This is a genomic window from Neobacillus fumarioli NBRC 102428 (genome assembly GCF_001591485.1).
Classification (GTDB): domain Bacteria; phylum Bacillota; class Bacilli; order Bacillales; family Cytobacillaceae; genus Neobacillus; species Neobacillus fumarioli.
Genome location: NZ_BCUZ01000020.1, coordinates 1 through 13,518, shown reverse-complemented (window position 1 = coordinate 13,518; position 13,518 = coordinate 1). Strand labels below are relative to the sequence as shown.

The 13,518-nt window shown below is 38.9% G+C and carries 14 protein-coding genes and 1 pseudogene; 5 read left to right on the top strand and 10 right to left on the bottom strand.

All coding sequences use genetic code 11. The features are described 5' to 3' along the window. Nucleotides 1–77 precede the first annotated feature (77 nt). Together BFU02S_RS05560 and BFU02S_RS05555 are read left to right on the top strand one after the other, a co-directional pair. A complete protein-coding gene (locus BFU02S_RS05560) occupies nt 78–560 on the top strand; it encodes a YkyB family protein (protein WP_066367697.1) in 483 nt (160 codons plus the stop codon). A gap of 57 nt (nt 561–617) precedes the next feature. Next, on the top strand, nt 618–1,772 hold the full coding sequence (locus BFU02S_RS05555) for an aminotransferase A (protein ID WP_066367695.1): 1,155 nt from the start codon (nt 618–620) through the stop codon (nt 1,770–1,772). A gap of 53 nt (nt 1,773–1,825) precedes the next feature. On the opposite strand, the gene BFU02S_RS05550 is transcribed toward BFU02S_RS05555, so the two are convergent. From BFU02S_RS05550 to ykzS, 7 genes and pseudogenes are all read right to left on the bottom strand, one after another. After that, nucleotides 1,826–2,005 (bottom strand): hypothetical protein, encoded by a 180-nt coding sequence (locus tag BFU02S_RS05550; RefSeq protein WP_066367693.1) that lies wholly within the window; start codon nt 2,003–2,005, stop codon nt 1,826–1,828. Between the two features lie 55 nt (nt 2,006–2,060). Further along, nucleotides 2,061–2,945, bottom strand: a complete 885-nt coding sequence (locus BFU02S_RS05545) for an NAD(P)-dependent oxidoreductase (RefSeq protein ID WP_439950989.1) — start codon at nt 2,943–2,945, stop codon at nt 2,061–2,063. Nucleotides 2,946–3,025: 80 nt separating this feature from the next. Beyond that, nucleotides 3,026–3,811: an SDR family oxidoreductase gene (locus BFU02S_RS05540; RefSeq protein ID WP_066367690.1), complete on the bottom strand. Its 786-nt coding sequence runs from the start codon at nt 3,809–3,811 to the stop codon at nt 3,026–3,028. Between the two features lie 121 nt (nt 3,812–3,932). Further along, nucleotides 3,933–4,300, bottom strand: a pseudogene (locus tag BFU02S_RS05535) (NAD(P)H-dependent oxidoreductase); the annotation flags it as partial. Nucleotides 4,301–4,355: 55 nt separating this feature from the next. After that, nucleotides 4,356–6,071, bottom strand: a complete 1,716-nt coding sequence (gene ptsP, locus BFU02S_RS05530) for a phosphoenolpyruvate--protein phosphotransferase (protein WP_066367688.1) — start codon at nt 6,069–6,071, stop codon at nt 4,356–4,358. Further along, a complete protein-coding gene (locus BFU02S_RS05525; protein ID WP_066367687.1) occupies nt 6,071–6,337 on the bottom strand; it encodes a phosphocarrier protein HPr in 267 nt (88 codons plus the stop codon). The genes ptsP and BFU02S_RS05525 overlap by 1 nt, the downstream gene beginning before the upstream one ends. Nucleotides 6,338–6,657: 320 nt before the next feature. Continuing rightward, a complete protein-coding gene (ykzS, locus tag BFU02S_RS05520) occupies nt 6,658–6,852 on the bottom strand; it encodes a protein YkzS (protein ID WP_066367686.1) in 195 nt (64 codons plus the stop codon). Between the two features lie 166 nt (nt 6,853–7,018). Here ykzS and BFU02S_RS05515 point away from each other — a divergent pair, with 166 nt between their 5' ends. Continuing rightward, nucleotides 7,019–7,210, top strand: coding sequence for a YkvS family protein (locus BFU02S_RS05515; protein WP_066367685.1), 192 nt, complete (start codon nt 7,019–7,021; stop codon nt 7,208–7,210). Between the two features lie 28 nt (nt 7,211–7,238). On the opposite strand, the gene BFU02S_RS17235 is transcribed toward BFU02S_RS05515, so the two are convergent. Then, nucleotides 7,239–7,352 carry a DUF6254 family protein gene (locus BFU02S_RS17235; protein ID WP_235841987.1) on the bottom strand — a complete coding sequence of 38 codons (114 nt, stop codon included), beginning with the start codon at nt 7,350–7,352 and terminating at the stop codon, nt 7,239–7,241. A 134-nt stretch (nt 7,353–7,486) separates the two neighbouring features. Between BFU02S_RS17235 and BFU02S_RS05510 the strand changes: the two genes are divergently transcribed. Beyond that, nucleotides 7,487–8,098 carry a CPBP family intramembrane glutamic endopeptidase gene (locus BFU02S_RS05510; RefSeq protein ID WP_066367683.1) on the top strand — a complete coding sequence of 204 codons (612 nt, stop codon included), beginning with the start codon at nt 7,487–7,489 and terminating at the stop codon, nt 8,096–8,098. Nucleotides 8,099–8,144: 46 nt separating this feature from the next. Here the strand turns inward: BFU02S_RS05510 and BFU02S_RS05505 are convergent, their stop codons facing one another. Then, the gene (locus BFU02S_RS05505) at nt 8,145–9,194 is read right to left on the bottom strand and encodes a YkvI family membrane protein (protein ID WP_066367681.1); all 1,050 of its coding nucleotides are present in this window, start codon (nt 9,192–9,194) and stop codon (nt 8,145–8,147) included. Nucleotides 9,195–9,385: 191 nt separating this feature from the next. Between BFU02S_RS05505 and BFU02S_RS05500 the strand changes: the two genes are divergently transcribed. Then, nucleotides 9,386–11,539, top strand: coding sequence for an ATP-dependent Clp protease ATP-binding subunit (locus tag BFU02S_RS05500; RefSeq protein WP_066367679.1), 2,154 nt, complete (start codon nt 9,386–9,388; stop codon nt 11,537–11,539). 42 nt (nt 11,540–11,581) lie between these two features. Here BFU02S_RS05500 and BFU02S_RS05495 read toward each other — a convergent pair whose 3' ends face one another. Further along, nucleotides 11,582–13,276: a M3 family oligoendopeptidase gene (locus BFU02S_RS05495; protein WP_066367676.1), complete on the bottom strand. Its 1,695-nt coding sequence runs from the start codon at nt 13,274–13,276 to the stop codon at nt 11,582–11,584. Nucleotides 13,277–13,518: the final 242 nt, after the last annotated feature.

Sequence of the window (13,518 nt, the reverse complement as noted above, 5' to 3'; positions counted from 1 at the left end):
TAAAAGTAGATTATCCATTCTATTTTTAAATAAAAAAAGGTATAATATAGGTGTATAATAAATAGAAAGGAGTTTAAATGTTGAATCCCAGTCAGAAAGATCCCCAAAAATTACCTAATCTAACCATCGAAAACCTCGCCCAAGCAGTCTTTATCGTAAATCGGCATGCTAAAACAGCAATAGATCCCAAATTTCTTTACCGATTAAAACAAGAAACATTAAAAAAATTAATTCAAGAAGGAAAAGCTAAAAAAATAGGACTTCATTTTTCCGACAATCCTAGATTCAGCAAGCAGCAGTCAGATGTGCTTGTAGAATGTGGCAGATACACCTTCCATATTCCTCCAACGAAAATAGACTTTCAAACTCTTCCCCATTTAGGCAAATTGGATGGAAGTGTACGAAATCCAAAGGCAGCCCTATCACTGCATGCAGCCAAAGCAATTTTACAAGCCTATACAGGTATCACCGAAATGGACCACCATACTTCTTCGAATTTTCGCAAGAATAAACGGTCATACCAAAAACCAGTCTTCAAAAAACTTGGAGAAAGATATTAATTAAAAAAATCTCCAGGCGCCTGGAGCTAAACAATTTATTAAAAAGGAAGAACAGCAATGGAGCATTTAATTAATCATCGTGTAAAAAATCTTGAGATTTCAGGTATACGGAAATTTTCCAATCTGGTTGGACAAATAGAAGACATGATATCCCTTACCATCGGACAGCCAGATTTTCCTACCCCCTTGCATGTTAAAGAGGCAGGAATTTCCGCTATTGAGCATGACGTAACCTCCTATACACATAATGCCGGTACAATGGAATTGAGAAAGGCCGCTTGTGAGTTTGTGAAAAAAAAATATCAACTTCATTATCAGCCTGAATCTGAAGTGATTGTAACGATTGGAGCAAGCGAAGCAATTGATATTACATTTCGGACAATCTTAACCGAGGGAGCAGAAGTGATACTGCCGGGGCCAATTTATCCAGGATATGAACCGGTCATTCGTATGATGGGGGCTGTACCTATTCATGTTGACATACGCGGCCATCAGTTTCGCTTTACATTGGAAGCAATCAAACCCTATATTACAGAAAAAACTCGTTGTATAGTCCTGCCGTACCCTTCTAATCCTACCGGGGTAAGTCTAACTGAAACAGAATTAAAGGAAATTGCTGATTTTTTAGCGGACAAGGATATCTTTGTTCTAGCCGATGAAATTTATAGTGAGCTTACGTTTGACCGACCTCATCGTTCAATCGCGACTTTTTTAAAGGATCAAACAATAGTTATTAATGGTCTTTCAAAATCTCATTCCATGACAGGATGGCGGATTGGCTTCTTATTTGCTCCGGAAGCAATTGCAAAACATATATTAAAGGTTCATCAATATAATGTTTCCTGTGCTAATTCGATCGCTCAAAAAGCGGCATATGAAGCGCTGACTAAGGGAATAGATGATGCTCTCGAAATGAAAAAAGAGTATGCAGCTAGGAGAGATTACGTTTACGAGCGCTTACAAGCCATGGGGCTTAAAGCCGTTAAACCGGAAGGGGCATTTTATTTCTTTGTCAAAATCCCTAATGAAACGCTTAACAGCTCTGAATTTGCCCTTAAACTGGCGCATGAAGCGAAGGTAGCTGTTGTTCCTGGCAGTGCATTTTCGGAATATGGTGAAGGTTATTTTCGTTTGTCGTATGCCTATTCCATGGAGACTTTGGAAAATGGCCTGAACCGGATTGAAACGTTTTTAAAGAATGCTAACTATTGAGGCGAATGACCCCCGCATATGTGAGCAGGGGGTCCTTTATTTTATAGGCTAAATTATTGACCATGATATTTTCCATTATTTTTAGGAGCTTTTTCTTTTTTCGCTTTATCTTTATGGATTTTGTTTGTAGCTGCAGAACCCATTTCATGGGCAAATTCTTCATTAAGTACGGCAGAGTCAAATCCTTTTTTATTTTTCTGCTGCGGGTCATTCTTTTTTGTTCGTTTTGCCATAAAAAAATCCTCCCTTCCATCATAGTTTCATATCGGGAGGATAAATTTATTCACTTTAACTTTTCCAATATTTATAAAGGGCTTGTGTCCCGCTGTTTTCTTCGCCTCTTTCGGCCAGCTGTTCATATAAAGACTTAGCCAGCGCCAATCCAGGAACATCCATGTCCATCCGTTCGGCTTCTTCCAATGCGATCTTCATGTCCTTGATAAAATGTTTAATATAAAATCCCGGCTCAAAGTCACCTTTTAACATTCTTGGGACAAGATTACTTAATGACCAGCTGCCAGCTGCGCCAGTTGCAATGCTTTGTAATACAGTTTCAGGATTAAGTCCTGCCTTTTTAGCATAAATAATCGCTTCACAAACGCCGATCATATTGGAAGCAATTGCAATCTGATTACTCATTTTTGTATGCTGCCCGGCGCCCGCCTTTCCTTGATACACGATATTGGTACCGAGAAGCTTAAGAATAGGAAGAACGGCTTCAAACGCTTCTTTGTCACCCCCAACCATAATCGAAAGCGTTGCTTCCCTGGCGCCGATATCCCCTCCTGAAACCGGTGCATCCAAAATAGAGATTCCTTTGTTTTTGGCTTTCTGATAAATCTTTTCTGCAAGTGAGGGGGATGAAGTAGTCATATCTAAAAAAATGCTGCCAGGTTTACCATTTGAAATTAAGCCGTTTTCCCCTAGATACACTTCCTCCACATCTGACGGATAGCCGACCATCGTAAATATAACGGAGGCTGTTTCTGCAACCTGTTTGGGGGTCTCACCCCACTTTGCTCCTCTTTCCAGCAATTCCTGAGCCTTTTCCTTTGTGCGTGAGTACACGATTAAAGGATAGCCTGCTGAAAGAATATGCCCAGCCATGCTTTTTCCCATAACCCCTGTTCCGATAAAGCCGAAAACGGTATGATCTGGAATACTCAACAAAATCTTTCCTTTCACTATTCAATATTTTTAGCATTCAAAACCGAAAACAGGCAGGTTGTTTCGAAAATAGTACTTAAGACAAATTAAATAGATTTTACCATCCCGCCATCTACAAGAAATGCACTTCCGGTCATATAAGAATTTGCATCAGATAACAGGAATGTTGCAACATTCGCAAATTCCTCTGGAGTGCCATATCGCTTCAATGGAATCGCAGTTTTCATTTGGGCTTCAACCGTTTCTATGTCTACCCCAAGCTTGTCCGCATTTACTTGATCCAAATGTTTGACACGGTCTGTGGCAATTCGGCCAGGGGCAATCGTATTAATAATGATGCCGAAAGGCGCTAATTCTGAGGCGAGCGTTTTCGATAAGCCGATTATCCCTGTCCGGAATGTATTGGACAGAATCAGACCTGGGATCGGTTCTTTTATCGATGAGGAAGCAATATTTAAAATTTTTCCTCCTTGCTGCTTTAAATAAGGCAATGCTTCACGGATCATTCGAACATAAGAAAGCAAGTTTAATTCAAACGAATCTATCCACGCATCATCATTTAACTCTTCAAATGCACCCGCAGGCGGCCCTCCGGCATTATTCACCAGCATATCGATCGTTCTGAAGGTTTCGGCAGTATAGGAAACAAGCCGCTTAATATCTTCAGGCTTTGTAATATCCGCTGTTTGAAAAGCCGCTTTACCAGTGCCGAGTGCCTCAAGCTCACTTACCTTCTCTTTTAATTTCGCTTCTTCCCGGCCAGAGATCACAACATTTGCTCCTTCTTTCACAAGTTGTTTGGCAATTGCAAATCCCAGGCCTTGGCTTGAAGCTGCAATCAACGCCGTTTTTCCCGCTAAATTCAATTCCACCTGTCCATTACCTCCTTATGTAGAACTCTTTCAAACTCATTATACATGATTACCTTAGGAAATACTTGTAATCAGCAATAAGAAAGAGACAGAAGGCAGGTTCTGTCTCTTGATATTTAACTTAAAATGTATGGGCCATTTCCTTTGCTTTAGCGATGGCGTTTTCTTTAATTTCCTGCGCTTTATCCGGCATAGCGTTATGCCCTTCAATAAACAGGCCTTCAAGATTGGTAATACCGAAGAAATTCATAATAATGTTAATATAGCGATGCCCCATTTCCATTTCCGCTGCCGGCCCTTCCGAATAAAATCCACCGCGAGCTTGTATGTGCAGTGCCTTTTTGCCCGGCAGAAGGCCTACAGGGCCATTTTCCGTATATTTGAATGTTTTCCCAGCAACAGCTACCAATCAAGATACGCTTTCATAATTGGCGGAAAAGAGAAATTCCACATCGGAGTAACAAATACATACTTGTCTGCTGCAACGAATTACAAAAAATAAAACTAAGAAAAAAGAACCAACTATAGTTGGTCCTATTTTCCATTATTTTGAAACCACATTATTTACAGCATCAATGACTTGAGATGTAGTTTGCATATTGATGACTTCATTTGCAAGTTTTTCCATTTCGGATTTATTTAATTTCCTGATAAGTGAGCGTGCTTTCAAAATGGACGTAGCACTCATGGAGAATTCGTCAAGACCAAGTCCCAAGAGAATTGGTATCGCTGTTTCATCACCGGCCATTTCACCGCACATTCCAACCCATTTTCTCTCTGCATGAGCCGCATCAATCACCATTTTTACCAATCTTAAAATGGATGGACTATAAGGCTGATACAAATAAGATACACGTTGGTTCATACGGTCAGCTGCCATTGTATATTGAATCAAATCATTGGTGCCAATACTAAAGAAGTCAACCTCTTTGGCAAACTGATCAGCTAATACCGCAGTTGAAGGAATTTCTACCATAATGCCGAGCTCAATTTTCTCTGACACTTTCTGACCTTCAGTAAGAAGTTTTTGTTTTTCATCTTCCAAAATGGATTTGGCAGATCGAAATTCATCCAATGTCGCGATCATTGGGAACATAATTTTTAAATTCCCATAATTGCTGGCACGCAAAAGTGCACGAAGCTGGGTCCGAAAGATATTCTGTTCTTCCAGACAAAGGCGAATTGCCCGGAATCCTAAAAACGGATTCATCTCTTTCGGCAATTCCAGATATGGCAGTTCTTTGTCGCCGCCAATATCCAATGTCCTAACGACAACTGGTTTGCCGTTCATACCTTCCAGAACAGCTTTGTAGGCTTCAAATTGTTCTTCTTCGGTCGGCAGTTGGTCTCTACCCATATACAAAAATTCTGTCCGGTAAAGGCCAACACCTTCAGCACCATTTGCAGTTACACCTTTTAAGTCATTTGGTGTGCCAATATTGGCAGCAAGTTCTACATGTTGGCCGTCAGCAGAAATTGTTTGTTCATTAACCAGCTTGGCCCACTCTGCTTTTTGCAACTCATAATCTGCAGCCACTTTACGATATTGTTCAATAACTTCTTGTGTAGGGTTAATGTGAACCTCGCCTTTTAAGCCATCAACAATAACGAGATCCCCATTATTAATTTCGTTTGTTGCGAGTTTAGTACCGACAACTGCAGGGATTTCAAGTGAACGCGCCATAATTGCAGAATGTGAAGTACGGCCGCCAATATTAGTAGTAAAGCCTTTGACAAATTGACGGTTCAATTGTGCAGTGTCAGACGGTGTTAAATCTTCTGCCACAATAACTACTTCTTCTGCAATCATACTTGGGTTTGGCAATTGCACACCTAACAAATGGGATAACACACGTTTCGTGACATCACGGATATCTGCTGCACGTTCCTTCATATACTCATTATCCATTTGTTCAAACATGGCCACAAACATGTCAGCCGTTTCTTTCAGCGCTGATTCGGCATTTAATTTTTCTGATTGGATTTTATCTTCGATCGGTGAATTTAACTCCGGGTCATTTAAAACGAGAAGATGCGCTTCAAAAATGGCCGCTTTGTCTTCCCCAAGCTCCACTTTTGCACGGTCGCGGATTGTTTCCAGTTCAGACTTTGCTTTTGCCATTGCCTGACGGAATCGTTCAATCTCTGCTGCAGGGTTTTCAATCATTTTCTTTTCAAAGGATAAATCCGGTTCTACTAAACGGTATGCTTTTGCGATTGCTATCCCGTTTGAAGCAGCAATACCAAGTAAAGAAGTCATTATTCAGCCAAACCTTCTTTTTTCAACATTTCTGTAATACTATTAAGAGCATCATCTGCGTCGTTGCCTTCTGCTGTAATTTTAATCTCAGCACCTTGGCCAATTCCTAAAGACATAACTCCCATAATGGATTTTAAATTAACGGTTTTCCCTTTATATTCTAAATTAATGTCAGAATCAAATTTGCTGGCAGTTTGCACCAATAAAGTTGCAGGTCTTGCATGAATTCCTGTTTCTGCGATTACTTTAAATTGCTTCTCAGCCATTATAAATCAAACTCCTTTTTATAAAAATATGTAATAAAAATTATTCTTTGACTTTTTAAATTTATACAATTTGCTACTTTTAGTCAACTAAAACTTTAAAGGAAGAAAAGACTTTTGGATGCTATTGCATCGAAAGTTGATCTAATATTACGTTTATAGTTACCTATACTGAAAGCAAACATGTATAAAGGATGAAACTTATTTGTGTGTCTTTTCACACAATCGTTAGGATAACATTTTCTACTCATTTCGACAATTAAAAAACTCATAAAAGTAGGCCGAATTTCCAGTTTGTTATTTAACCCAATGCAATTGCCATTTTAACTTCTTGGCTCATTTAAATATTGAAATAATACATCCCCTCCCTGTTTTGCAATTCCGCGAAAATGTTTAAAATCTTTTCTTTTGATTAGTACTTCCCGAAAAGCCATAAAATCTTCATTTTTTACATAGTACTCCGATAATTCTCCGCTCTTAAGCCTGTTCAGTATATCTTCTGCCATATCACGATTCATAATTTCCTCCTATTATCCAATTGGTTTCTTTAAAGAGCGTGTCTATTATTTATGGTTTACATATTATTTTTCGGCAAATTTTACGAAATTGTCAAACAAAAACCTTTACGAATTGGAAAAAGTAGTGCAAACTGTTTTTAAATAGAATTTGAGAGGAGAGAGAATATTGAAAAAAGCAGAAGTAGGAAATATTATTGAATTCCGTGGCGGGCTGCAGGGAATTGTTGAAAAGGTAAATGAAAACTCTGTCATCGTTGACCTGACTTATATGGATAATTATCGCGATTTAGAATTAGATCATCGCACAGTGGTTAATCATAAGAATTATCGGATTATAAAAGAAAGCGCTTTAAATTAGAAAAGGCAGATTCAATCTGCCTTTTCTTTTATTTACCTACTTCTTTGGAAAGCTCTTTCAGTGATTTTACTTTTCCATGTGGGTTTTGATCTTGCTTTCTGACAGTCCACTCTCTTTCTTGCTGCCTCTGCGATTTACTCATCCTTTTCACTCCCTTCCTGCTTATTTTTCTCAATTTCTCGATTCTTATCAGCAAATTAGATAGAATGTTTTATAGCCTATTTCAAAAACTTTTTGGTATAATAAATTGGATTTTGAAAAAAGGAGCATTTAATGATGAAGAACCTCCTCAAAGACTATCGATTAATCATAGGATTAATTCTTGCGCACTTACTTTATTATTTTTCATTTCAGGAACCGGGGATATTTTGGTATATTTTCACTGGCTCGATCTTAGCACTGATTATTTACTCAATGCTGCAGCGAAAGGTTGACGATGAGCTGCCATTTATTCAGTATTTTCTCCTGGGGGCTATCTCGGGACTGCTATTATTTTTCGTTTTTTGGCTAGGGCTTAAAATTATGGAGATCACTCATCTTCCATTGATTAGCAGCATTCATCAATTATATGATTATTATGCCCCGGAGCAGTTTTGGGAGTATATGGGACTTATTTTAGTTGCAGCTCCCGGTGAAGAGTTATTCTGGCGCGGATATGTACAAAAAAAGCTATTAAATTATCTCGGGCCAGTTATAAGTATTGCAGCCGGTGCTATATTGTACACCTCTGTCCAAATTTATTCCGGTTCATTTATATTACTTTTAGCCACCTTTATTTCCGGTTGTGTATGGGGTGCTATATATTTTTGGAAGAAGAGTATGCCGCTAGTTATCATATCCCATATTATTTTTGATATTATGATTTTCATCATTCTTCCCTTCAAATAAACTTTATGAAAATGAAAAAGCGGCTGTAGCTCAAACAGCTGCTTTTTCATTTTATTTCACTTGGCGTAAATGGTTTCATCCATAAAAGGATAATAAAGACCAGACAAATATAGCCAAATAAAGGATACAAATAGGAAAGCAAGGTTCCATAATTGACAAGGCTAATCAAGCAGGATAAAGCAAAAATAACGGTTACGGACAGCGTTGTAGGAATATGCATATATGCTTGAAGCTGGCGATCAAGTCCAAAGACATTACCGATTACTGAGGTAAAAATCTCCCCGTAAATCACCAGCACAAAAATCCAATAAAAAAACGGAGCCAGGTTCTTCATAATAATTGCCATCGGGATTTCATATATTTCAACATTTGGCAGCATAATCAATGTAAAATGACTGGCGATTAAAATAAGTGTTAAGGCAAGTCCCCCAATAATGGCACCCCATTTGATTGTCCAATCATCCTTAACCTCCGCCGCAACAGGAACAAGTACCGCTTGTGCCAGTCCAAGGTTTAATGCCGCATAAGAAAATGGCGCAACAACGCTCTTCCAGCCATCATCAGCATGCGGGATAAACAATAATTGTTGCATAAAGTTCGGCATTCTTAAGCTTAATACCATTAAAATGAAACTAAAGCTAATCATCAGCGGAACGACAAATGTATTAACAGCAAACAGCCCTCTAGTCCCGAGAAGCATGACCAAATAGGATAAAATGATTGTCACAATCACTCCCAGCGTCTTCGGTAAACCAAGCTGCTCTTCAAATACTGCCCCTGCCCCCGACAACATGACCGCGCTAACCCCCAAGAGCATAACAAGCATAAAAATATTTATAATTTTCGACGGCCATTTTCCGAATAAATATTCATTAAATTCCTGATACGATTTTGCATTTATCTGTGCTGCCATTCTCATCAATTTAGAACCGATCATGACAAACAAATAACCGCTCATTAATATACTAATTAAGCCAAAGAAGCCAAACCGCGAAAAAAACTCAACGATTTCCCTTCCTGTGGCGAATCCAGCTCCAACAACAGTTCCAACATATACTGCTGCAATTTGAAAGGCTTGATTCCAATTTCTCTTCACATCATCTCCCCCTCATCACAATATATGAAGGGGGAGGCCAACAAAGACGAGCTTTTTTCCTCCTCTAGCAAAAATTTCTATGACAAAACACTTGAAAGTCAAAAAAGGTCAGAGTATACTTAAGACATAAGGTCAAAGATAGTCAAAGTCAAAAATCGATAAAAGCAAAAATAACAAGGAGGTTATTTAAAATGCTTTGTCAAAAATGTAATCAAAACCAAGCAAATGTACAATTAAGTCTAAATGTGAATGGCCAACGAAAAGAAATGAAATTATGTCATGATTGTTATATAAAAGAAAAACAAGCAATAGGATCAGGTTTTGGATTGAATATGAACCCATTCCACAACATACCGTTTGAGGACCTATTTATGAAGCCAAACTTTTCACAAGAAAATTTGAATGCACAAATTATGCCTCAAGCTGAAAGAAATTCAGGACGCGGCGGCTTTATTGATCAGTTTGGCCGAAACTTGACGCAAATGGCAAAAGCCGGCCTTATTGATCCTGTTATTGGCCGTGACGACGAAATCAAACGCGTCATCGAAATTTTAAATCGCAGAAATAAAAACAATCCCGTATTAATCGGCGAACCTGGTGTAGGTAAAACAGCCATAGCCGAAGGACTTGCTTTGAAAATTACGGAAGGCGATGTCCCGGGAAAACTTCGCAATAAAGAAGTCTACTTGCTCGATGTTGCCTCGCTTGTGGCCAATACAGGCATTCGCGGACAATTTGAAGAACGGATGAAGCAATTAATTGCGGAATTGCAAAAACGAAAAAATATTATATTGTTTATTGATGAAATCCATGTACTTGTCGGTGCAGGTTCTGCGGAAGGTTCTATGGATGCAGGCAATATTTTAAAACCGGCTCTTGCCCGCGGCGAACTGCAAGTAATCGGAGCCACGACGTTAAAAGAATACCGGCATATTGAAAAGGACTCCGCATTAGAACGACGCTTCCAGCCAATTTCTGTCCAAGAGCCGACACTGGATGCAGCTATTGAAATATTAAAAGGAATTCAAAAGAAATACGAAGACTATCACGAGGTTACTTATTCAGATGAAGCCATTCGTGCCTGTGTGACATTATCACAGCGCTATATTCAGGATCGATTCTTACCGGATAAAGCGATCGATTTACTGGATGAGGCTGGGTCAAGATTAAATCTGACTTCAGATTATAAAAGCCATGAACAAATCGAAGTACGCTTGAAAGAAATTGCTGCCGAGAAAGAAGATGCACTTAAAAAAGAAGATTATGAAAAAGCAGCAAAGCTTCGCGATGAAGAGGTCAAACTAGAAAAAGCTTTGAATCACGAATCTGGTTCTGAAAGACCGGTTGTCACACTTTCCCATATTCAAGAAATTATTGAACAAAAAACTGGTATTCCTGTCGGCAAACTGCAACAAGATGAACAATTTAAAATGAAACATCTAGAAGAAAACTTAAATAAAAAAGTCATCGGTCAAGAAGAAGCAGTACAAAAAATCGCTAAAGCCATTCGACGCAGCCGTGCCGGCTTAAAAGCTAAAAACCGTCCAATCGGTTCATTCTTATTTGTCGGACCGACTGGTGTCGGTAAAACTGAACTGTCCAAAACACTGGCAGAAGAGCTATTTGGTACGAAAGATTCAATGATTCGCCTGGATATGAGTGAATACATGGAAAAACACAGTGTATCGAAATTAATCGGGGCACCTCCTGGTTATGTAGGCCACGATGAAGCAGGGCAGCTTACAGAAAAAGTCCGTCGCAATCCATACAGTATTATTTTATTGGATGAGATTGAAAAAGCGCACCCGGACGTACAGCATATGTTCCTGCAAATTCTTGAGGACGGCCGCCTGACGGACAGCCAAGGAAGAGTCGTAAGCTTTAAGGATACGGTGATCATTATGACAAGTAATGCCGGAGCCGGCTTCAAACCGATTCATGTCGGTTTTGGCAAAAACGAAACTGCCCGTGAAGAAAGTATTCTTGATTCATTAGGCAGCTTCTTCAAACCAGAATTCTTAAACCGTTTTGACAGTATCATTCAATTCCATTCACTTGATCAGCAGCAAATCTTAAAAATTGTTGACCTTATGATTAATGAATTGAAGGAAACATTAAAAGAACAAAATATAGAGCTTACTGTTTCAGCAGAAGTAAAAGAAAAATTAGCCGAATTAGGCTACCATCCATCTTTTGGGGCACGCCCATTAAGACGCGTAATCCAAGAACAGCTTGAAGATAAAATCGCTGATTTTATCCTAGATGAGCCTGATGCCGTTAAATTAGCCGCTGTATTGGAAAACGGTGAATTAAAAATTACAGCTGAACAAGTTCCTGTGCAATAAAATGAAAGTGAAGCCATATAACAAAATATGGCTTCACTATTTTTACAAATTTTTATCATCGATGGAATTAAGCCATTGTTCAATTTCACCAGCAACGGACTCGACGCAGCCATTTTCAAATGGGGAAATTAAATTTGCGGCTGCTACAAGCTTTGTAAAGGACATGCTGCCACCCAGTTTACATAACTTCACATAGTCAGCCCAAGCCGTTTTTCTGTCTTCTCGCGACCGCTTCCAAAATTGGAACGCACAAATTTGCGCTAATGTATAATCAATATAATAAAACGGTGAATTATAAATATGGCCTTGGCGCTGCCAAAACCCACCGTTCTCTAAATAATCATTTCCATCATAATCTTTGTGCGGCAAATACTTTTTCTCAATTTCCCTCCATTTTAATTTCCTCTCTTTCGGTGTCGCATCCGGATTTTCATAAACCCAATGCTGAAACTCATCAACGGATACACCATACGGAAGAAACAATAAGCAATCGCTTAAATGCAAGAACTTGAATTTATCGGTTTCTTCCTTAAAGAACAGTTCCATCCATGGCCATGAAAAGAATTCCATGCTCATTGAATGAATTTCACATGCCTCATAAGTAGGCCAGTAGTATTCCGGGATTTCAAAATGACGGCTTAAATAAACTTGGAAAGCATGGCCTGCCTCATGTGTTAGAACCGTTATATCTCCTGATGTTCCATTGAAATTGGAAAAGATAAACGGTGCTTTATAATTTTCAATGAACGTGCAATAGCCTCCGCTCGCTTTCCCTTTCTTTGCCACAAGATCCATTAGGTTATGTTCCTGCATAAACGAGAAAAATTCTCCCGTCTCTTTCGATAGCTCTTCATACATTTTCTTCCCATTTTCAATAATCCATTCCGGGCTTCCTTTTGGCATAGGATTTCCTGTTTGGAACATAAAGGCTTCATCATAATATTTTAATGTATCAAGCCCGAGGCGTTCGCGTTGTCGTTCTTTCAACTTGGTAGTAATCGGAACAATGATCTGTTCGACCTGGCTTCGAAAACTAGCGACCATTTCCGCATCATAATCCGTCCGCATCATACGGTAATAACCAAGCTCCACAAAGTTTTTAAACCCTAATTTTCTTGCAATATCTGTTCTTACCCTCACCAGATCATCATAAATGCTATCAAGCTCCGCCTCATGCTCGGCCAGAAAACCGAATTTTGCTTCATTTGCCCGCTTTCGCATCTCCCGATCGGTTGACTGTGCAAATGGCTCCAATTGAGCAAGGGTTCTTTCTTCCCCTTCAAACTCAATTTTGGCTGAAGCAATCAGCTTTGTATATTCGGTGACTAGACGATTTTCCTTTTGCAGCAATGGGACAATTTCAGGTATAAACGTCTTTAATTGTCCTTCGGCAAGTGCAAATAATTGCTGGCCCCACTTTTCTTCAAGTTCTCGGCGGAATTTGGATGAGGTTAATGCCTCATAGTATTTTGTCACTAATCCTTCAATTTCAGGAAGCAGTTCATCCATGTAGTCCTGCTCCTGTTTATAAAATTCATCGTTTGTATCAATAGAATGGCGGATCGATACAAGATTGTACATGGTGTCCACATTATTTCGCAATTGATTGATTTCATTGATTGCCTCACATTGTTCTGAAGCAGAACCTGCAATTTTAAAGCGTCTAAGTGCTAGGTCAAATTTTTCCTGAAGATCTGCCAAATCCGGTCGTACATATGTATAATTTTCAAATGCCAATGAAATATCCCCCTTTTTAAAATTTTCCAAACTATATACTATTCTACATTTCCTAGCATTATTCCTTTTCATATCTTGAAAATTTACTTGATGAACATTTAATGGTAAATCTTATAAAGCTGATTCCGGTGAAATTAATCGAGGCATTCGGAAAATTAAAAAAGCAAGGAATAGATCTTGCCTCCCTGCTTTTCATGCTTTCGATTTTGATTCCCCTCAATTTTTAAGTTTTATTAGTAGAC